The organism is Agarilytica rhodophyticola (genome assembly GCF_002157225.2).
GTDB lineage: Bacteria > Pseudomonadota > Gammaproteobacteria > Pseudomonadales > Cellvibrionaceae > Agarilytica > Agarilytica rhodophyticola.
In genome coordinates this window covers 3,461,511-3,481,044 of sequence record NZ_CP020038.1, presented here as the reverse complement: position 1 = coordinate 3,481,044, position 19,534 = coordinate 3,461,511, and the positions used below count along the sequence as shown (strand labels likewise).

Genomic DNA, 19,534 nt, shown 5'->3' with positions numbered 1-19,534 from the left:
ATGAGACGAAAACATGTTTTATATTATCGTCAAAGTTGAAAGTAGTTGCGACTCGGCAATAACACTTTGCTAGTGGTTCAAGCTAGATGCTGTTAAGTAATTTAATATAAGTTTTACTAAGTTATAGGATTAGGGAACTTTTCGATGAGGTCATCTTTAAAACTGTTAATACAAGAAACAATACTATTTAAATATGAGCTACCTAATAATAAAGCTAGCATTTCAAAATCTAAAATATCTACAGGCGACGATTCTTGTTACTCTGTAAAAAGCAATAATGACCTAGCCAATATCATTTACAACGCCGTAATTGAGTATGCTTTTAATGAATACCAAATAACTGAATCCGATTTCGATACCCTACATAGGAGAGCATTAACTAGAAAATTAAAGTTTAATGATAATAGCCCTGACACACAAAAGCTAAAATATGGTTTTTATGGGGAAGTTGTTCTATATTGCATGCTTTACATTTTCTATAAAGCACCACCGGTAATTGCCCGTGGCCACCTATATCAAATCCTTGAAAACGGAGAGACTAAGGGGTATGACGCGTATCATTTAATAGATAATAAAGATCAATCAGAACTGTGGTTTGGTGAAGTCAAGTTCTATGCGAACTTTGCTGCAGCCACGACAGGTAAGAACGGTGCGATTAGTAATCTCAAAAAAGTTATATCAGATGATTATCTGAATATGAATTTAATAGCAATTTCAGAAAGGGAGAATGACCTTGCAGCCAACAGTTCGACTATAAAGCCTATTTTAGATTATATCAAAAAAAATCCCGATATTAATATTTCAGAACTTTCCAATAAACATAATATTAAGTTAGTCTATCCAATATTGATTTTATTTGACAGTAACGAAGAGTCTTATGATGAAACAATCAAAAAAGCAATTGAACACATACAGAGTGAAGCTGAAGAAATGCGGTTTGATATATCCATAAAAGTATCGCTTTTCTTTATACTAGTTCCCGTAGGAAGTGCAAAAGAAATAAAATCAAAGGTGCTTGAATGGATAAAAGACAAAGAACCATTGATGTTGTAAAGGCATTACACAACTATCAGGACAAAGTAATTGAGACTTCTGAGATGATCAAAGTTGTTTGCAATTACTATGATTTCATTAAGGAGCATAAGCTTTTCGAGGGGGACTTACAATTCCTAAAAAAAATTGCAAATATTGTCGGCATTCCTCACTATTTTGATCATCTCAACAATTTCCAAAAAGAAAATGTTTTTTTAAACACATTTTCTTTAAGCACGTTTGCTGCACAAATATATGAAAGCACTCTCCATACAGGTGAAGATAGCAAAGTACATCAATACCAAAAAGATATATTGTCTCTCTTTCTGACAGGAAAACAAAATCGTTATTTTCTTTCTGCTAGCACATCGTTTGGAAAAACCCATTTAGTCTATGAAATAATGAAGAAAATGAAATACAAGAATATTGTTCTTATATTTCCCACTATAGCTTTACTGTCAGAAAATCTAGAGCGACTGCATTCAGATGAGTTATATAAATCGTACAATATCCATACTCTTAGTGATGTCACTCAAGAAGAAATAGGCTCAAGTAATATTTTTATCTATACACCAGAGCGTTTCTTGTCATTTCTTGAAAAGTTGAATGCTCAACCTGAATTCGATTTTGTATTTATTGATGAAGTTTATAAGATTGATAATGAGTATATTATTGATGAAGAGGAAAAGCAGGAAAATGAAAGAGATGTTTCTTACCGTATCGCCGCATATTACTCTGTTCTAGGTAGTGCTGATATATTATTAGCTGGGCCGTATATTGAAAGATACAGTAGTTCATTTGAGCGTTTTTTAAACGACAACAAAATCACAAAATGTGACTTCAACCAATATGAAATCGTAAGCAAATCATATCATCATATTAAAACAGCTAAAACGGTAGATATTGGTGGAGGCACAGTATTCAAATTTAATGAAGATGAAACAGGTAAACAAGATCGTTTAAAAATAGTAGTCAAAACCTTGTATGAAAGAAACAAAGATGAAGGATGTATTGTTTATTGCTCTAGACCATACTACGCAGAAGAATACGCAAAAAACCTACCCAGCTTGATAGACTATCAATCGACTCCAAAGAACTACCAATTTTTTGTTGAGCATGTTTTAAGAGAATATGGTGAGGATTGGGTGGTAACAAAATCTTTAAAAAAAGGTATTGGTGTCCATCACGGACTGATTCCTAAGTATATTCAAAAGGAAATAATTTCTTTTTTTAATGAGGGATTAGTGAAGGCACTTACATCAACAACAACTATTACAGAGGGTGTTAATACATCAGCTAAAAATCTGATAATAACAAACAACAAGAAAGGTGTTAAATCTCTCAAAAGGTTTGATGCTAAAAATATTGCGGGTAGAGCGGGACGGTTTGACAAGCACTACAGCGGACGTATAATTGTCTTACAAAACAAGTTTTTAGACGATATAAATGCAGAGAAAGAGTCCATTCACCACAAAAACTATGATTTAAATTCCCAAAAAAATGAAATTGACCTATTTTATTCATCTAACGAGTTTTTAACAGATGAGGATAAGTTAAAACGAGATAAGATAGTGACGGAACAAGAGAAGCGTGATATTCCAGACAATGTTCTTAATATGTTTAAAATTGTCAGTAAAGCAGATAAAATTAGAGTATATGATCATATTGCCCTGCTAAAGAAAAATCAGCACAATCACATCAAAGTTTTAATTCAAAGGATAAACACTCCTTCAAAAGTTGGTATTGATTGGGATGGATTTCAAGTTATATTAGACTGCATACTTTTAATCGTAAGCCCTCCGTTAGATGGCTTGATTAAACAAAAAACAAATAAAGGAAAAGGGAAACATTCTGTTTTAGTCCCTATACTTCATAACTATCTAGAAAAGGGCTTTAAAGGCTTGGTTAACTATAAAAGAGAAAATCAAGGTGAAAAGATTGATCTAGCGACAAGGAATACTGCTAAGTTTGTTTATAATACAGCTAAATATTAACTAGTTAAATATTTAGGTGTCTTCAATGTGATGTATAAATTTCATCAATCTAAATCTAAAGATGTTGAATTTGAAAGCATACCAGGTATCGATCGGCTGCTTACAAAACTTGAATACAATGCTCTAACAGAGTTGGGGCGAAAAGTGAGCGACTATGGCGTACCCACTAAAGTACTTCAGTACTATGAAAGTCAACAAAACGCAATTACCAAAAGCTCTTTTGATGAGTTTGAAAAAAAAGCCTTCGACAACGTTGAAAAAATAATTAATCGTTGATTGTTATAACGTTGGTTAAATATGTCTTTACACACCTAAATTTGACCTGCTTACCTCTACCTCCATTGGGGCGCTCACCAAAAACAATGTGTTCTGATCCGCTACAGCCCTGATTATAAAACACAGTGAGAACCATGCCTTCAACCCCGCAAGGGGGTATTCCGGCAGAACCGTCACTATGTTTTATCGGTCTTGCGCGGCTCCAAAAACAATGTTTTTTCACATCATCTTACAAAATATTGATTGCCTGAAACCTCACCCGCATGCGCCATCCCCATTGGCTTACAGGCTGCTAATGTAAAAAACAGGGCTGCATATAACAAAAAACTCTTTAAGAAATATATAAAAGATGATAAGCGTATAATAACTGAGTAACAGCAAGGCGTTAGAGTGCGCTTCCTCACCATCCCGCGCAGCAAAGCGCCTTGCTAATTCATTGATATATTTAGGATAAACCAGACATGCCAACTTTTATATAAAAGTTAATGAGCTGAAAAACTCCTAATATTTTCAATGCAATAAGGCATGCCATTATGCGTAAGAGCAAGAATTCTAATCATCCTGCCAAGGGTGCATCGATCAAGGTCGAGCCGATACGCACGTTAGAGGATATTGAAAGGATCAAAACCATGTTACAGGGACAGCCAAGGAATTTATGTTTATTCACACTGGGGATTAATACGGCTTATCGTGCGGGTGAGCTTTTATCCCTACGCATTGCCGATGTTATAGATTTACGTCCTGGCGCTGTTCTTGATCTTAAACAATCGAAAAATAAAGAATACCGCCAAACCGTGATGAATAAGACGGTTTATCACGCCATACAAAACTGGTTACAGCAGCATCCCAAACAAAATGATTTAAACGCACCGCTGTTTCTATCACAGCGTAAAAACAAATCACTGACAGTAGCCGCTGTTAATTTATTAATGAAAAGCTGGTGTTATGAGATTGGATTGATCGGAAATTACGGCTCGCATTCTTTGCGCAAAACTTGGGGCTATCACCAAAGAGTAACGCAAGGCCAATCGCTGACATTAATCTCGCGTGCACTTGGTCATGCCACCGAAGCCGACACGCTGCGCTATCTTGGACTGCTGCCTGATGAAGTTGGCGCTTTGTATCTCAACATGGAGCTTTAGGGATGAAGAGCAAGAAAGGCAGCGTCAATGACCGTGATAAACACATCGCTAGAAAAGTGCGTGAGGCACGCATCCAGCGCGGTCTGTCTCAAAAAGCATTAGCAAAACAACTAGGGATTACCTATCAGCAGCTATATAAATATGAGCACGCCCAAAATCGCATTTCCGCTTCCCGCCTTGAAGCGCTCGCAAACGCACTGAATATGCCCGTGGTTGATTTTTATGCACCATATAAGGCAGATACTAACCAACAAAATGACGCATCCCTCAAACCACACGAACAAAAACTCATACAAACCCTAAGAACCATCAACAACCCAACCATCAGCAAATCCCTGAATAAACTACTAACCGCTTGCCTTAAGGCGCAGTAAATAGTGTTTTGGGCTTAGATATGCAGCGTGGGTTCCATAGACTGGTGCAGCACATCAATAATATCAATATGCATGCCGCGTATGCGGTAATAAATCATGTGCTTTTCAGCTTTGATACTGAAATAGCCGGCCTTTATATCGCTTCGGTCTTTGCCTTTGTGGGGCTCTTTTGCAGCAGCGCGCATCTTGGTATGCAGCTTTTTAAGATATGATTTCCTTTGCTGTTCACCAAAATTTTCACGTGTGTAATGACTGATTTGTTTTAGGCTGTTTTGCGCTTGGGGAGAGAGAATATAGGTCGGCATTATTAACCAATCAAATCAGTCATAAATGCTTCACCGTCTATGCCTTGCCCTTGATCAAGCTGCTTTTCGCCCGTTGCCAGTGTTTGGCGCAGTAAATCAAGCTTGGCTTCTTCTTGCTCAAGCAGCCTCAAGCCAGCGCGAACCGCATCGCTTGCAGACGCATAGCGACCAGCTTTGACACGTTCATCAACAAAACTTTCAAAGTGATCACCAAGTGAAACGCTAGTATTTCTAGCCATAACCTAACCTTTCTTTAAAGAATAGCTTTCTTTAATAGTACCAATTATTGGTACTATTGAAAAGAAAAATCGACCTACCACTCCATTTTAGGGGTGCGGTGTAGCCGTTGTTGTTTTCTAAAACTCAGATCATCTTGTTTGTTTTTGGCGATGTCATTAAAGGTGGTGATATCGTTTGTGAGTTCCTGTTGTTTTTGCTGGGTGAACTTGTGCAAGCGTTCATGGCGCTGATCTAGCTGTCTGCGTTGTTCAAGGTGGTTGAAGATAAGATCATCTTTTTCTTTGCGGTCACGCTCTAGCGCTTGTAAGATATCTTGCTCATTGTTGCGGGTGATGGTTTTGTATTTACCTGTTACGCGATCCATCAGGCCGCGTAAACCTGTGCGGTAGCGGCTTTGTCTGATCGCACGTTCTTTTTCCAGTCGCTCTTGCTGTATTTTCTCCAGATGGTCGCGCTGCCCTTTATGTTGCATGACCATCTCCTGGCGTTTGGCTTCTATAGCTGTCTTGCGCTTTTCTATGGCGTGTTCATGTTCGCTCTTTAGCTTAGTAAGCTGCATTTGCATGTATTCGCTAATATCAGTTTTGGCTTCATCAACGCTTGGTAAATTGTCAGTATCTTTCAGCTTGGCTTTAATATCCTTTGTGGTTACGCCGATCCATTTCTTAGCAATGGCAAAGATTTCACAGTGCTGATTGATGGCGACATAGCCGCGTCTGTCCCCTTTGGCTAATGTGTAGCCGCGTTCTTTTAGCGCATGGGCGAAACTGTCGCGGCTGTCACTGCTTGCCCAGCTATCTTGCAGCGCTTGCTTAATCTCTTTGGGGTTTTTACCAATCCTCTTAGCTTGCTGCCATTGCGCCAGCGTAAAATTATGCGGATCGCGCTCTTGCTTATTGATCATGCCTTTTGGCATTTGCCAGCCATGCTGGATATATAAATCCCTTGATATCTCCATGAGCTTTGTTTTGGTATGGGAAAGCTGTATTGCGCGTTTATGTTTGATATCGGTGCGCGACCAAACAGTGTGACAATGGCGGCGGCCTTGCTTTTCATGAAAGATAATAGCGCGGGGCTGTCCTGTCAGGCCAAGTTTATCCTCAACCCGCTTAATCGCCTCTTCAAAACTGGCTGTAGAGACTTTAGCCTCTGGCGGCGGGTTAAGGCTAAGCGAGAACATAAACTGCTTGGCTTTGGTGGCTTTGCTGACGGCGTAAGCTTCGCGCAACGCGCCATGTAAATCATTAGCAACAAAGCCGCGCAGTTCATGCACGGTGACATGGTCATTTTCGTCTTTCAGTAAATGATTGGCTAAATCCGTAGCGCCGCCGCGTTGATTACCTTGCAGGATCATGATTGACCACCCGATCCCGCTTTCATACCAAGCGCCAGCAATAATGTATCACGCATAGTGATAATAGCTTGATAGGCGTAATCAAGCTGCTGTTCGGTGTTTTTAGACACATCAAGCGTTCCCATATTCGCGTGCTTGGCAAGCTGGTTGAGGTTTGAGGATAAATGCGTCTCACCAAGCGCTGCTAGTACCTCGGCTATTTTTTGTTCATCAATTTGCGGCTTGCGTAAGGTTTTGCGTTTGTGTGCGCGATCACCGAGCAAAACACTGCGAATATAGGTACTTAAGGGCTGATGACCTGCAAGCTCTTCTAAATATGCTCGTTCCTCGGCGCTCAACCGCAAGGAAAATGGCGGCGGGTATTTAGATTTGGCTTTTGCTTTCTTGGGTTTAGGGCTAGAGCCAGCCTTAGCGCTATTACCAGTAAACATATTCACTAAAGAGGATCGCTTCATGGCTCAATCCCCCCAATCTCGGCATCATCAGCAGTCTTATCATCCGCACCAGCATCCACACAGCCATCACGGTAATAAGGCACATGCTCCTCTAAATACTCATTCCATTGCTCTAACTCTGTAAAAAATTCATCAATCTTTATATCTTCAGATTGGTCATTTGTGTCTGACAAAAAAAGCTTGCTATTACTAAACTGTTCGGATAAAAGATCATCATCAAGCGTGTTCGAGCTAAAGCCCTTGCAGAGCACCATAGATAAAAGCTCCGTACATGCGGGGCTTTTTTTATGCACGGCGGTAGATGCGAGATGAGAACCGCCGCCCAAGTTCGATAAAATGCGCCAGCATTTTAAACCAGCGACAGCGCCGCCCTAAGGGGTGTAACAGCCCCTAGGCTGTTACGATTATTCCGCTTATGGGCACCACTATTTCCCAAAATAAGTATTAATTTATAGTAAGGCAACCCCCCAGTATCAGATCCCAATTGGGAGTTATCTATTAAAAATCTATTTTTTAATAGTAATAGATTTCTAATAAGACCCAAGCCCTTGAATTGCTTACCATCTAACTGAATGTAGATAGAAGAGAAGCATATGACTGTTAAAATAAAGAACCATAAATTAAAACTACTATCGACTTGTACTACGATACTCGGATTCGCTATACCAACAGTACAAGCTGATACCACTGAAAACTTTTTTGTTAGACTTAAAGCTCATTACGAGCAAGCGCCTAAACTTGAGGTTTTTGGTCTTAATTATCACTATTTAGGTTTAGGAAACCCTTATCAAAGTTGGGATTATCAATCACCTGCAAGGTATATGGCTTTGCGAATGGTTGAAATCGACTTAAAGAAAAGACAGTTTTTTGAAAGAGATATTCATCATTTCCCAGATGGTTTGACTGCCAATAGAGTGCAATTCCAGAATGACAATCAGAGTCTGTTTTATGATAAAAATGGCATTTCATTGGGAAGGGGTATCATTGATCAAGGAATGAACACATTTGACGAGTTTAAATCTCAGGTTTCTATGAATCTCGATTTTCTCGCAGTAACGCCACTGCTGGAAGACAGTAATTTAAATAACAATACCACTATGCAGTGGGATAACACTTCAAAAACAACGACAATTACGCACGCTACTCCTGATAACGAGTCAGTTGAATATGTATTTGGCGAAAATCCATTTCGATTGCTCTCAATCAACAATCTATCATCGCAAAAAGTTTTTATTTATGACAATTACCAAACCACTAACGACATCACTTTTGCTCGCTCCATTCTGAAGTATTATGACGGCTCAAGTAGACCTAGTTTTGTCCATAGGATAGATCAATTACACTTACTGGATGAAATTGAGCCAGTAAGGTTTGTAGTACCAAAGGATTTTGGGCCAATTTTCAATGAAAGTGATAAAACTCTGATTTCAAGCGAAATTGCACCGGATCTCTACCTTGTAACTAGCGCATCAGCATTGCGAAATAATTTATTTAAAGTACAAGGAAATGAGATCACAGTTTTTGGGGGAGCATCTAGTCCCGAAAGAGCTGAAGAAACAATTAATCTAATCCTTAGTCAATTTCCGAATCGGAAAATTTCGTCCGTGTATGTGACACACCCACATAGTGACAATATTGCTGGCCTACTACCCTATGCGAAGCGAGGGATTCCAATCAGAACCGATGAATACACAATGGCAGCCATAGGAGATTATCCGCCATTCTCAGAGGAAATTGACAAGTTTAAATTTCAAAAAATTGAACACAATGCATTGATCGATAACATTGAATACTTTGTGCTAGAGAACTCTCACTCTAAGCGACAAAGTTTCGTCTATTTTCGTGATATTGGAATTATTTTTCAAGCTGACTTTTTACGAGTTGGTTTCGATAATTCTATTCCTCAAGTAATACCAAATTTCACGATATCTTTTATTGATTTTGTTCGACGCAATGGGCTAAAAATCAATAGAATTGTAAGCTACAGTCGTAATAATGATATTTCGGTTGAGGTTATGAACAATATCTATGACGCATACTAGCACAAGGGATATCGTTGCTCTAGATCCAAGAAAAAGCCTTGTGCAGGCTATTTTTCAAAAGAAGCTTGGCTAATACACATTAGTGTTTTCATTTATATACTGGGAATAAAAGTCACAGTTTATTTCTTGATTGCATAGCAGTTTTGCACTAGCCAAGCTGAGTGTTCGGTCTCCTGCCAGTTGTGCTTGCTCAAAAGAACGTTGCCCATACTCTTCTATTTCATGTTCGTGTTTTTTAGCTATTGCCATCAATGCTTTTAGGTATGAGTTATTGCCATTATCAACTTTAATACTATCAATTAACGTCTGAGCTTTATCGAGATGTTTGTGACTAGTGTAATATTCCATTAATTGTCTTCTACTTTTTTGTGCAATCCAATGTTCTGGAGTTATCTCAGACAGCTTAAGTACATGGTTTAGATGAGGCTCTTTTTCCGAAAATACTTTAGCGAAAGTGGAATAGCGATAAGAAATCTTGGCAAAGTGATAACTTGGTAAATGATAATTTGTCATTTTGTTTTCCGCCAACTCTAGATAATAGTATTTTTCCTTCTCATTATTATAGTAGTTTGCCAGTGCTACAAGTGTTGTTAGAGCTTCAATTTCACCAAGCTTGTTATTGACTGCATAGGCAAGATTGGCTGCTTTGAGTAAAGAATCTCTTGTAGTGGAGTAGTCACTGAATTCATGCCGAAGAAGTGCATGATTGAACCAAGCTTGAGACTGGTGTTCTAAGTCGTCTATTTTTTCGAAATATTCAATTGATAATTTCAACTTTTGTGCACTTAAATCTAATAACTTCTTGTTTCTAAGTATTTTGCTTTGAAAAAGCAGAGCCCGTCCTACATGTAGAGGATTTAGTTGATTCTTTGCAACGCGAATCAACTTATCAGTCATCGCCATCGATTTATCTAATTCGCCAGTCTTATAATAAACTGCGCTCAGCTTTAATAAGATAATGAGATCGTTAGGTGAGTTTTGGTGAGCAAGAGTTAATTTTGCTAATTTAAGCTCCTTAGAGTGTGGGTTGCTTATTAGATCATAAATAACATTATTTCTTAAATGCGACCTTAATTTTGCAATAACTGATGCTTTTGATTGTCCAGAAATTTGACCTTCCCAATAAGAAAACGGCCCCTTTAATATGAAGTCTAAGTAGGTCAGATTTTCATGAGTACGGATTTTACCTGTTAATACGAAAGGATGAATAGGTTCCAGATTTGGGTAAACGACCTCAATTGCATTGATAAAAGTCTCAGCATCTAATTGTTTTAACTCAGTAAAGTCAAAGCCCTCACTATCTTCAAGAGCAATGGCTTTATGGCTGCTCTCACTCTTTTCGTCTAGATTGATAAAAGGTATGTAAGCCAACTTAATAGCAGAATTAGATACCTTCTGCGTGTAATTAATTTGTACAAAAACAGTACATACCACAAAAATTACACTAGTCAATACACACACCAATGGCCAATAAGAACTTTTCACATTGGTGTGTCTAAAAAGTCTATTTGAAGGTGAATCCGGCGAATATTGGTGGCGCAGTTTAAGAGTTTCATTTTGTACGTTAGACGCAATTACTTCAGTGTGGATTTTCCATTGGTAACCGCGCTTGGGGAAGGTCTTGATCGCTTTAGAACCAAATAACCTACGTAGAATACTGATATTTTGAAAAACTACCTGATCAGATACTATTTTATCTTGCCAAACACAAGAGAGAATTTGCTCTTTACTTAAAACAGCATCTCGATTTTCGAGCAACATAGTTAAAACTCGTGCTTCAGTGTGGCGAATCTCTAGCTCTTTGCCATTTTTGGATAACGTTAGATGTACGCCACTAAATTCATATCCATTAAATCGATAACGCATTCTTACCTTGACCTCTGCTTACAATCTACGCCTTATAATAACTCATTAATACTAAATGACTATCGTTATTCAGCAGTCCATACCAAAATATCTTCCTTTAAACTTCCATGGAAATTTTATATTCCGTCAAAAACTCGCTCAATGTATTGTACCACCACGGTACAAATAACAATGATGTTTTTGTAACATACGCAAGCTGCGCTTCAGTGATATCTCGATGACCTTTACAAAAACTCTTGTGCAGGTACAGCCGCAGTTCGGCGTTTTGAAACAGGTATTAATTTATAGTAAGGCAAACCCCTAGTATTATTTCCTTGGTAAAACTCCAGGTTTATATGGAGTTAAACTTCTAACTTGTACATCAAGTAGTCGATTAGCGGAATGAAAGCCCTCCCCTAAAGTCAATAGACTAGCTTGAAGATCATATAAGAATCCGTCCCATTGCTTACGTTCATTCGCAATTACACGCGTATTACACACGAATAGCACATAGGCTTGTTTAAGCATATTCAGAGAAACAGAAGCTTTGTGTGTGTTTTTATGTCTGCTCACAAGTCATTTCTGCTTTTTTAGAGAATTTTCTGCACAGTTTTAGTTTTTTAAGAACTCTTGAGTCTCTCTTTTTAACTACTTTGGCATGAGCGTAGTGTTATACTTGACTATTACACTACACATAATTAAAGTAAGCCATGTTACTAAGTAACAAGGCAACTATGTCAATTAAGGAGAAGCGATTCATCGACAACATGAAACACATATCAAGGACTTTATACTTGAAGAATATTTTGAAGAAAGCACTGCTCTGTCGGCTAATGGAGAATACACATTATGAAAAAAATAATACGCTGGTTTTATAATGGTAAACCGCCGTTGCTATTGATTGTTTTCACTATTTTTGGCGCTCACTCTGAAGAAAGCAACGACTATCGTGCTTAAACTGCTTAAGTGCTTTTTATCGTATGCTACATTAATTAATGAGTAAGAAGTAACTTATGTGGGAATCTTCCAGTATTCTCCAGACATAGTGAACTCAAGTCTCAATTCAATCCCGGATAAAACTGAAGATCCAAAGAAAATGTTTCGTTTGATTATTCAAGAGATGGAAGGCATGTTAGTCGAAGTGAGATCGTAGCAGATAATGACGCCCAGGTGACACTATGCTGATGTTATCGGACATTGCAAGCGGCTAAAAATACGAAATTTTAACAGACAGAATAAACATGAAAACAGATAGAATAAACATCAAATTGTATTTAATTATTTTCTCTCTTTTACTGCTAACTGCTTGCGGAAGTCATTTTATACCTGATGACAACTTACCACTTGAAGATAAAGTGGATGAATATTTTAATTATTTAAGCAACGAGAAAAATTTTCACGGAGTTGTTTTAATTTCTAAAGACGAGAAGATATTAATTAATAAGGGCTACGGAAGCGCCTCAGATGAAAAACAATTATCAATGAAACCCGAAACCATTATGGATATTGGGTCTATAACCAAGCCATTTACTTCAACGGCGATAATGAAATTAGTCGAGGAAAATGCGTTAGATACAGAACAAAAAATTGTCGATTTTTTCCCAAATGTTCCCGTGGACAAACAAGCTATTACTGTTCATCAATTACTGACACATACATCAGGATTTCCCTCTGACTTTGCAGATGACCTAGACACCCTAACCAAAGAACAAGCACTAAAAAAGATATTAAGTAGTGAACTTGTGGCTCAACCAGGAGAAAAATATGAATATTCGAATACAGGTTATGCTGTCTTAGCACTCATAATCGAGAAAGTTACCGATAAAAGTTATCACTCTTATGTGAGAGACAATATCTTTTCAAAGCTAAATATGGATTCATCGGGTTTTTATGGCGATAATCATTTATCAAAGAATTTATATTACACTGGGTATATGAATACTACTAAAACTGATTACACCTCTATTAATGCTTCTTACTTATATGGAGGCACCTTGGGTAATGGAGGCATATTATCTACAACAAATGACCTGCTAACATGGATAAATGCTATTACTGACAGTTTTTTCAGCCCAACGATTAAAGAAAGAATATTTACCAGTGCCAAAGATGGTTATGGCTATGGATGGGTGGCAAACTCTACAGATTACGGCAAAAAATTCTGGCATGATGGAGGGGGACTTGGGGGCAATTCTTATATAGCGATGTATCCCGAAAAACAAATTACAATAATCATTCAATCTAATCGAATTACTTACAAAACTGTGTTCGGTATTCCGTTGAAAGTGTTGATACCTGCTGACGAGGCAGGAAAACAAATAATGGAGAACATGATGAGTAATGACTTTACGAAAATGCCTAAGAAAACTTTCCCAGGCGGTAGATGGTAGATTCAATAAGCGTTTTTTTTATGTATTTTGAAGTGCCTAGCTAAAGCAGTTGCCGACACCTCGTTCTACACAGGTTAAATCTACTGCCCTACAAACTAATATAACTGAAACTAAACTTCCTACTTTTCTTAACATAAGGCGAACGATCAAGCAAATACTCCTAATCTAACTTAACAGTAAAACGACACGTAATTTTAGGAAAATCACTTATCAACCGAATCAATTACATTATTGAATCGACTACCAATACACCTGGGTGTATATTTTCGTTATTCTCACGCCACCATGCTCAAGGTGATTTAAGATGCGTTCAGCCGCTGTATTTTTAAGTTCAGAAGAGTGTTTGCAATCAATAAAAGGGGTAAAATAACCAATCGAATTGATATAGGATTTCTCTGCCTATTTATGTTCAGTGATAAGTTCAATAATAAATAGTCATGAGCATTTTTTAATATATAAGTACTGTTTGGTTGGTGTTGAGAGAAACAAAATGAAAGAAAAAATAAATAACGACCGCAGAGATATACTAACAAAAGCGGCTGCAGTAGCCACTGTTGTTGCAACCGGCGGCATCTCAAATAACATAAATGCACAACCGCAAAACATTGCCTCCAATGCTAGTAAGGAGGAATCCAAACATATACCAATACCAAAGCAAGCTCCTGCCAAAGAAGGTGTTTTATCACTTTCAGGTGGTGCTGGCTTGTATTACTGGGATACAGGTGGTGAAGGTCCCGCAGTTGTGCTATCTCATCCTGGTAGGGGTAGCGCGTTAACTTGGCCATATCAACAACCAGTGTTTGCAAAAGCAGGATTTAGAACCATCGCATATTCAAGGCGAGGATATTTTGGCTCGCCAGCCGGTTCAAAAAATGATACCGGTAATTATGCTGACGACCTTAATGCCTTGGTTGAGCATTTAAAGGTGGACAAGTTCCACATTCTAGGTCTGGCAGCGGGAGGGTTTGCCGTCTCAGACTATCTGGTTTCCTATCCCGAAAAGCTACTAAGTATGACTATCGTCTGTAGCCTCTTTGGTCTATGGGATAAAAATATCGATGAACGACTAGATTTTATCCTTCCTAAAAGTTTTAGTGATTTACCCCCTGAATTTAAAGAACTGGGGCCTTCCTATCGATGGGCACATCCTGAAGGAGTAAAGGAATGGCTTGAAATGGAAAAAAAATCTAGAGGCGATGGCGTTAGGCATGGTCAAAAAGCGAAAAATAGTATCACTTGGGAGAAAATTCGAGCCGCTAAGGTGCCTACTTTCTTTATCGCCGGTGGAGCAGATCTGTATCAACCTCCCTCAATGATGCGAGCAGCGGCACGTGAAATACCGGGTAGTGAAACACTAGTGGTTGCAGAAGCTGGGCACGCTATCCAGTGGGAGCAACCTACTTTGTTTAATAGCGTGGTGATGGCGTTTTTCAAAAAGCATAGTTAAGCATTTATTTGCGTGTTAATGGAGATCAATGTATATAACCTAAACTGAAGCATAATGCCTTTCTGAGTAAATGCTTTTCTGAGCAATAATTTCTTGCGTTAGTCCGAGCTAACCGTCTTATTTTTGCCAAAGACATACCTCCGTTAGTTATTGCGATAAATTCACCTTTTATCCCAATAGATACAAGTCATTTTCCACTAAGTTCCAGCTTTATATTTCACTCGTTACCAGAGAACACTCCTTTCATCGCATAACGTGTTGTATTAGAGATATAGATAAGCTTATATAGCGTAAACCTATTAAGTTTCGAATAATCCTGGTTATTGATGATGAAAAAAATAATTCAACTTATCGCTATTTTTTGTTGGTGTAATTTTGCCATGGCGTATAAGCATGATGGGCATAAAGGGTTTGATATTAAAGTAACTGATCTTGGGAGTGGTATTTTTGAATTAAGAACAGACCGTTCAGGCAACGTTGCCGTGTTAATCGGTGAAGATGGAGTTTTTATGGTTGATACACAAATGGAGCATTTAGTCGAACTTATTGATGGTGCTCAGAAAAAGCTATCGGACAATCGCGATGTCGACCTTATCCTCAATACGCATTTTCACCGAGATCATGTCAGAGGTAATGCGTACTTCAAGAAACGTGGAGCCATAATTATGGCGCACCCCAATGTCCGTAAATACCTAGAAAATCCTGGAGCGATCAAAGCATTGGGTCGCAAGGCTCCCTCATTTACACCGGAATATTACCCTACTATTGACATAACCGAAGACGCGTCAATAAAAATGAACGGCCAAAGTATCGAACTTTATCACACACCAAACGCTCATACTAATAGTGACCTCTTTGTGGTGTTCAAAGAAGCTAATGTCATACATGGCGGAGACCTTGTTTTTGCTAAGCGTTTCCCATTCATTGATATTGATAATGGTGGATCGGTAGCGGGTTTCATTGCTGGTATTAGGCAAATAATTACAGTCGCCAACTCAAATACTAAAATTATTGCGGGACATGGACCAATAGTGACTATTGATGACTTAGAAGCAACTATTACTATGTTGAATGAAACACACGAAATTATTAGAAAATTAACCGAGAAAGGTTTATCCCTAGCTGCTATAAAAGCGCTAGATCCATTGAATGGTTATACAGAAAAATGGGACTGGGCATTTATCACCACTGAGAGAATGGTAACGACACATTACTACGATATAACAGGACTGCTGGAATAGCTATTGATAAATAAAAGAAACTTCTTCATATCTAGCTTTTGATCACTACTCACTTAAAACGAATATTGATAATCCAATAACAGCATTCATGATACCCCCAAAAGAAGCAACAAACTATTTCAAAAACCTAAAAACACTTAGGCTTTTATTAACAACCTGTAAAGTTCATCTTTCAATACAGAGCGGATATGTTTTTTCTCACGCATAATATCATCACCAATAGGAGAATCTCGTAGCTCTAGCGAGCGAATTTCTTCATCGATTGCGTCATATACCTTCATTTTTTCTGAAAACTTTACATCGCTCTGTAAGAGTTCTTTTATTTTATCAATATATTCTGGAAATTCATGAGTAAGAGAATGATTTTCACCTAACATATAAATATCTTTTTGTTTGTTTAGATTAACGTAAGAGTGCTAATACGATGTATCAATAAATGCACGTAGCGAGAATAAAGTTCTCGCTATTTCTTAATATATTTTGATTTTCGTAAAACTCTTGCACAATAGAGTACTTTAAAACATAGAGTACTTTAAAACGGTGCAAATTGATCCTTTGGAGAACTGGGAACTGACCAGCGTTTATCCGCAGACAAGCTCGGAGTCTGCTTAACATTATGTGCAATTTGACCACGATCGCCATAGAGCCAAAGTACCATATTTGTGCGCTCACCATTAGTAATCGAGCGTGCGGCATGTGGAATATGTCCTCGATGCATGACAGCCACACCAGGGGCAAATGTAAACTGATTGACCTCGCCATTTGTCGAATTAAGAAAATCAACGGCAGAGCCATCGAATATCTCATTTGGTAAGTTCAAATTAATATTAAGTGTAATAGAAGATGCATCGGTGTGAGGCTGTATAGAGGTATCTGTACTTGGCTGATAACGAATAGAAAAGCCAAAGGTTTGTGTATCGTAGCCAGTAATTTCTGGAAACAGTAAACGCGCAGTAGGCCTTACAAATTTATCCATCAAGCTATTATAAAATGACTGGAAACCCGGTGCTGCAAGGTAGCCCGGTGAGCGTCTATCCAACATCATTCCAGCTCGATTCAAAACAATACCGTAAGGTGGACGTAAAGGTATACTTGCGTCTGAAGCACTATCCAGATAGCTACGTAGGTCTGTTAAGCGTTCAGGATCAAAGAACTGACACTGATAAACATCCGGCGATACTTCATGCCATAAATCCCTGACAGCTAACTCTTTTGTTGGGTTCTCCCAAGCCGCCAAGATAGCCTCTCTTAACCTTGCGTCTAATAGTGAGTCATCAAGCGTAACAAGATTCTGTTCAGCACTCTGCTCCCACTGTTTCCATGCCTCAACAAAAAGAGTATTATTTTTTTCCCAGAATTGTTGAACAGAGGGGGCTCTATGCAACATGTCCTCTCGCGTCGGTAATTCTAAATTTCGTGCTTTATTTAACTCAGTAAGAGATACCATTTTATCCAACTCTTAATTGTTTAACATCACTATCTCTGCGAAGCCAAACTAAACAATCTAGGATTATTTAAAGTAATTAACTTCATTAGATGTAGGTAACAACTCGACTTTTATGCAATTATCTTTGAGGCGAGTTAGAAGATCCCGCAAGCTACTTTATTGATCTCACGAGACCTCTAGTTTTTATGAAGCCGTTATTTTATTCCTTGCACCTGCATAACCATTTCTTCCCAGTTACGCTGATTCTCAATGTCATGCTCAAGACCTTGCTCATCGGCAGTTTGGAAACGCTTAAGCGCTGGTGTTTTACTGGTTGCTTGATATAACCAGTATGCTTCAGCTTTCAAAGCGTCTTCGATAGGTTTATCGATTGACTCATACACCATTTGCTTACATGAATTGATTGATTCGGCGGGGAACTGAGCAATACGTTTTGCCAAAGTATCCACGTATTCACCAATTTCGTCCGGCTCTAACGCTTTATTGATTGTTCCCATTTGCTCAGCTTCATCTGCATCGAAGTCACGCGCACTTAAAATTATTTCAAGTGCCCTTCCTAAACCGGTTTGTCTTGCCATACGCGAAGCACCTCCGCCACATGGCAAAATACCCATACCCACTTCCATCTGCATGAACTTGAATTTACCACGAGCAGCAAAGCGCATATCCAATGCTAGAGCAAGTTCATGACCACCACCACGAGCAAAACCTTCCAACTTCGCAATTGTCGCTTGCGGAACCTTACTAATTCTCTCGCACACTGCTTGGAGATCGAGTAACTTAGCTTCTTCTCTTGATACAGCTTCATCGGACATATCCTTTAAAAGTTCTGTATCGTAATGGCACACCCATATTTCAGGATTTGCCGATTGGAAAACAACTACTTTAGTATCGCGGTCACGCTCTAATCGCATTGCCAGACTATTGAGATCAGCTAACATTTCTTGCCCTTGTACGTTCACCGTACCAAAGTCAAAAGTAACCGTCAGAATGCCGTCCGCTTGCTGAGTGGTAAAGGTAGTAAATCCTTCGTATTTCATATTTTTTCCTCTTAGGGTTTAGTTGTTCATAGCGACACTCATGTATCACGGTCTAGAGCTATCATCTGAGAAATTACTTAAACTAAGCTAATCTCAAATTTACTAACGATTGTGTCAATCGCATCGATTAACGCCTTGTTTCTGGCGTCATCTAAGGCATCGGGATGTGGAGATGCCCAGCTGCCGATATCGTTGTCAAAATATTTACCTGAGCTATCGGCAAAGTCACTGTGTAATGCTGCTCGGGTCAACACTTCAGCACCGATGCTTAAATCTTTACCAGCAGTACCGTAGGCTTCTTTAACCATTTTGCTCCCTAAAAAAGAAGCAGGATTAATAGCGACAATAATTGGCCCCGCGTCCCCTACCCTCTTAGCCATATGAAATGACCACATGGTAATAGCGAGTTTGCTTTGGGCATAGGCTTCGTTGTCTGTTAAGTGGTGATCACCAGCCAACGCTTCGAAATTCACTCGTGATTGAGCGGCAGAAGACAAGTTGACCACCCGGCTATTACTGTTAAATAATGGCAACAACTTGTTAGTAAGAATATAAGGCGCGATAGTATTTACTAAAAAGCGTTTATCGTAGCCGTTATGAGAAACCGGATTCGGGATTTTAAATACACCAGCATTATTAATAAGAACATCTAAACTGCTGTACTTCCCGATGATATCTAAGGCAAGCTTTGCAACATCCTTAGGCTCACTCAAGTCGGCGCAAAATGTATCTAACTGGCTATTGCTCCCTAATTTAGCTAGCTCATTTTTGGTCTGCTCAAGCTTATTCTCATTGCGCCCGTGTAAAAGAACGTTATGGCCTTCGCGTACAAGTTTTTTTGACGTTTCAAAACCGATGCCATCAGTGGCACCTGTAAGTAAAATAGTTTTTGCCATTCGCAAATCCTTGG

General features: G+C 38.7%; 20 protein-coding genes. 9 read left to right on the top strand and 11 right to left on the bottom strand.

What is annotated here, in order from left to right:
* Window positions 1–144 precede the first annotated feature (144 nt).
* From BVC89_RS14575 to BVC89_RS14555, 5 genes are all read left to right on the top strand, one after another.
* Entirely contained in the window at window positions 145–1,053 is a 909-nt protein-coding gene (locus BVC89_RS14575) for a HamA C-terminal domain-containing protein (RefSeq protein WP_086931893.1), read from the top strand.
* A complete protein-coding gene (locus tag BVC89_RS14570; RefSeq protein ID WP_086931892.1) occupies window positions 1,020–3,026 on the top strand; it encodes a DEAD/DEAH box helicase in 2,007 nt (668 codons plus the stop codon). Before BVC89_RS14575 ends, BVC89_RS14570 begins: the two co-directional genes overlap by 34 nt.
* A gap of 27 nt (window positions 3,027–3,053) precedes the next feature.
* A complete protein-coding gene (locus BVC89_RS14565) occupies window positions 3,054–3,302 on the top strand; it encodes a hypothetical protein (protein WP_158657948.1) in 249 nt (82 codons plus the stop codon).
* Between the two features lie 533 nt (window positions 3,303–3,835).
* A complete protein-coding gene (locus BVC89_RS14560) occupies window positions 3,836–4,444 on the top strand; it encodes a tyrosine-type recombinase/integrase (RefSeq protein ID WP_086931890.1) in 609 nt (202 codons plus the stop codon).
* 2 nt (window positions 4,445–4,446) lie between these two features.
* Window positions 4,447–4,818 (top strand): helix-turn-helix domain-containing protein, encoded by a 372-nt coding sequence (locus tag BVC89_RS14555; protein ID WP_086931889.1) that lies wholly within the window; start codon window positions 4,447–4,449, stop codon window positions 4,816–4,818.
* 14 nt (window positions 4,819–4,832) lie between these two features.
* Here the strand turns inward: BVC89_RS14555 and BVC89_RS14550 are convergent, their stop codons facing one another.
* The 5 genes from BVC89_RS14550 to BVC89_RS14530 all read right to left on the bottom strand — a co-directional run bounded on the left by BVC89_RS14550 (window position 4,833) and on the right by BVC89_RS14530 (window position 7,426).
* Entirely contained in the window at window positions 4,833–5,123 is a 291-nt protein-coding gene (locus BVC89_RS14550; RefSeq protein ID WP_086931888.1) for a type II toxin-antitoxin system RelE/ParE family toxin, read from the bottom strand.
* Window positions 5,124–5,125: 2 nt separating this feature from the next.
* On the bottom strand, window positions 5,126–5,362 hold the full coding sequence (locus BVC89_RS14545) for a type II toxin-antitoxin system ParD family antitoxin (protein WP_086931887.1): 237 nt from the start codon (window positions 5,360–5,362) through the stop codon (window positions 5,126–5,128).
* Window positions 5,363–5,436: 74 nt separating this feature from the next.
* A complete protein-coding gene (locus BVC89_RS14540; protein ID WP_086931886.1) occupies window positions 5,437–6,717 on the bottom strand; it encodes a relaxase/mobilization nuclease domain-containing protein in 1,281 nt (426 codons plus the stop codon).
* On the bottom strand, window positions 6,714–7,172 hold the full coding sequence (locus tag BVC89_RS14535; protein ID WP_245929087.1) for a hypothetical protein: 459 nt from the start codon (window positions 7,170–7,172) through the stop codon (window positions 6,714–6,716). Before BVC89_RS14535 ends, BVC89_RS14540 begins: the two co-directional genes overlap by 4 nt.
* Window positions 7,169–7,426, bottom strand: coding sequence for a hypothetical protein (locus BVC89_RS14530; RefSeq protein WP_158657947.1), 258 nt, complete (start codon window positions 7,424–7,426; stop codon window positions 7,169–7,171). Before BVC89_RS14530 ends, BVC89_RS14535 begins: the two co-directional genes overlap by 4 nt.
* 339 nt (window positions 7,427–7,765) lie before the next feature.
* Here BVC89_RS14530 and BVC89_RS14525 point away from each other — a divergent pair, with 339 nt between their 5' ends.
* A complete protein-coding gene (locus BVC89_RS14525) occupies window positions 7,766–9,214 on the top strand; it encodes an MBL fold metallo-hydrolase (protein ID WP_086931884.1) in 1,449 nt (482 codons plus the stop codon).
* A 69-nt stretch (window positions 9,215–9,283) separates the two neighbouring features.
* Here BVC89_RS14525 and BVC89_RS14520 read toward each other — a convergent pair whose 3' ends face one another.
* Both BVC89_RS14520 and BVC89_RS29785 read right to left on the bottom strand, forming a co-directional pair.
* Window positions 9,284–11,080 carry a winged helix-turn-helix domain-containing protein gene (locus BVC89_RS14520; RefSeq protein WP_086931883.1) on the bottom strand — a complete coding sequence of 599 codons (1,797 nt, stop codon included), beginning with the start codon at window positions 11,078–11,080 and terminating at the stop codon, window positions 9,284–9,286.
* Window positions 11,081–11,386: 306 nt separating this feature from the next.
* Complete coding sequence (locus tag BVC89_RS29785; RefSeq protein ID WP_158657946.1) at window positions 11,387–11,632, bottom strand: hypothetical protein; 246 nt, start codon at window positions 11,630–11,632, stop codon at window positions 11,387–11,389.
* 668 nt (window positions 11,633–12,300) lie between these two features.
* On the opposite strand from BVC89_RS29785, the gene BVC89_RS14510 reads away from it, so the two are divergent.
* From BVC89_RS14510 to BVC89_RS14500, 3 genes are all read left to right on the top strand, one after another.
* Window positions 12,301–13,449 (top strand): serine hydrolase domain-containing protein, encoded by a 1,149-nt coding sequence (locus BVC89_RS14510; protein ID WP_086931882.1) that lies wholly within the window; start codon window positions 12,301–12,303, stop codon window positions 13,447–13,449.
* Between the two features lie 490 nt (window positions 13,450–13,939).
* Complete coding sequence (locus BVC89_RS14505) at window positions 13,940–14,896, top strand: alpha/beta fold hydrolase (RefSeq protein WP_086931881.1); 957 nt, start codon at window positions 13,940–13,942, stop codon at window positions 14,894–14,896.
* Between the two features lie 326 nt (window positions 14,897–15,222).
* The gene (locus BVC89_RS14500; protein WP_086931880.1) at window positions 15,223–16,137 is read left to right on the top strand and encodes an MBL fold metallo-hydrolase; all 915 of its coding nucleotides are present in this window, start codon (window positions 15,223–15,225) and stop codon (window positions 16,135–16,137) included.
* Window positions 16,138–16,274: 137 nt separating this feature from the next.
* Here the strand turns inward: BVC89_RS14500 and BVC89_RS14495 are convergent, their stop codons facing one another.
* The 4 genes from BVC89_RS14495 to BVC89_RS14480 all read right to left on the bottom strand — a co-directional run bounded on the left by BVC89_RS14495 (window position 16,275) and on the right by BVC89_RS14480 (window position 19,520).
* A complete protein-coding gene (locus BVC89_RS14495; RefSeq protein WP_086931879.1) occupies window positions 16,275–16,514 on the bottom strand; it encodes an HP1242/YdcH family protein in 240 nt (79 codons plus the stop codon).
* 155 nt (window positions 16,515–16,669) lie between these two features.
* A complete protein-coding gene (locus tag BVC89_RS14490; protein WP_086931878.1) occupies window positions 16,670–17,584 on the bottom strand; it encodes a 2OG-Fe(II) oxygenase family protein in 915 nt (304 codons plus the stop codon).
* Between the two features lie 194 nt (window positions 17,585–17,778).
* The gene (locus tag BVC89_RS14485) at window positions 17,779–18,624 is read right to left on the bottom strand and encodes an enoyl-CoA hydratase/isomerase family protein (protein ID WP_086931877.1); all 846 of its coding nucleotides are present in this window, start codon (window positions 18,622–18,624) and stop codon (window positions 17,779–17,781) included.
* A gap of 77 nt (window positions 18,625–18,701) precedes the next feature.
* Entirely contained in the window at window positions 18,702–19,520 is an 819-nt protein-coding gene (locus tag BVC89_RS14480) for an SDR family NAD(P)-dependent oxidoreductase (protein WP_086931876.1), read from the bottom strand.
* Between the last annotated feature and the right edge of the window lie 14 nt (window positions 19,521–19,534).

What these genes read in the sequence shown, in the direction of transcription:
- BVC89_RS14520 (WP_086931883.1), bottom strand. Translation starts at nt 11,080, where the DNA reads ATGCGTTATCGATTTAATGGATATGAATTTAGTGGCGTACATCTAACG.
- BVC89_RS14575 (WP_086931893.1), top strand. Translation starts at nt 145, where the DNA reads ATGAGGTCATCTTTAAAACTGTTAATACAAGAAACAATACTATTTAAA.
- BVC89_RS14485 (WP_086931877.1), bottom strand. Translation starts at nt 18,624, where the DNA reads ATGAAATACGAAGGATTTACTACCTTTACCACTCAGCAAGCGGACGGC.
- BVC89_RS14540 (WP_086931886.1), bottom strand. Translation starts at nt 6,717, where the DNA reads ATGATCCTGCAAGGTAATCAACGCGGCGGCGCTACGGATTTAGCCAAT.
- BVC89_RS14510 (WP_086931882.1), top strand. Translation starts at nt 12,301, where the DNA reads ATGAAAACAGATAGAATAAACATCAAATTGTATTTAATTATTTTCTCT.
- BVC89_RS14530 (WP_158657947.1), bottom strand. Translation starts at nt 7,426, where the DNA reads ATGGTGCTCTGCAAGGGCTTTAGCTCGAACACGCTTGATGATGATCTT.
- BVC89_RS14560 (WP_086931890.1), top strand. Translation starts at nt 3,836, where the DNA reads ATGCGTAAGAGCAAGAATTCTAATCATCCTGCCAAGGGTGCATCGATC.
- BVC89_RS14555 (WP_086931889.1), top strand. Translation starts at nt 4,447, where the DNA reads ATGAAGAGCAAGAAAGGCAGCGTCAATGACCGTGATAAACACATCGCT.
- BVC89_RS14545 (WP_086931887.1), bottom strand. Translation starts at nt 5,362, where the DNA reads ATGGCTAGAAATACTAGCGTTTCACTTGGTGATCACTTTGAAAGTTTT.
- BVC89_RS14495 (WP_086931879.1), bottom strand. Translation starts at nt 16,514, where the DNA reads ATGTTAGGTGAAAATCATTCTCTTACTCATGAATTTCCAGAATATATT.
- BVC89_RS14480 (WP_086931876.1), bottom strand. Translation starts at nt 19,520, where the DNA reads ATGGCAAAAACTATTTTACTTACAGGTGCCACTGATGGCATCGGTTTT.
- BVC89_RS14550 (WP_086931888.1), bottom strand. Translation starts at nt 5,123, where the DNA reads ATGCCGACCTATATTCTCTCTCCCCAAGCGCAAAACAGCCTAAAACAA.
- BVC89_RS14490 (WP_086931878.1), bottom strand. Translation starts at nt 17,584, where the DNA reads ATGGTATCTCTTACTGAGTTAAATAAAGCACGAAATTTAGAATTACCG.
- BVC89_RS14525 (WP_086931884.1), top strand. Translation starts at nt 7,766, where the DNA reads ATGACTGTTAAAATAAAGAACCATAAATTAAAACTACTATCGACTTGT.
- BVC89_RS14500 (WP_086931880.1), top strand. Translation starts at nt 15,223, where the DNA reads ATGATGAAAAAAATAATTCAACTTATCGCTATTTTTTGTTGGTGTAAT.
- BVC89_RS14570 (WP_086931892.1), top strand. Translation starts at nt 1,020, where the DNA reads ATGGATAAAAGACAAAGAACCATTGATGTTGTAAAGGCATTACACAAC.
- BVC89_RS14505 (WP_086931881.1), top strand. Translation starts at nt 13,940, where the DNA reads ATGAAAGAAAAAATAAATAACGACCGCAGAGATATACTAACAAAAGCG.
- BVC89_RS14535 (WP_245929087.1), bottom strand. Translation starts at nt 7,172, where the DNA reads ATGAAGCGATCCTCTTTAGTGAATATGTTTACTGGTAATAGCGCTAAG.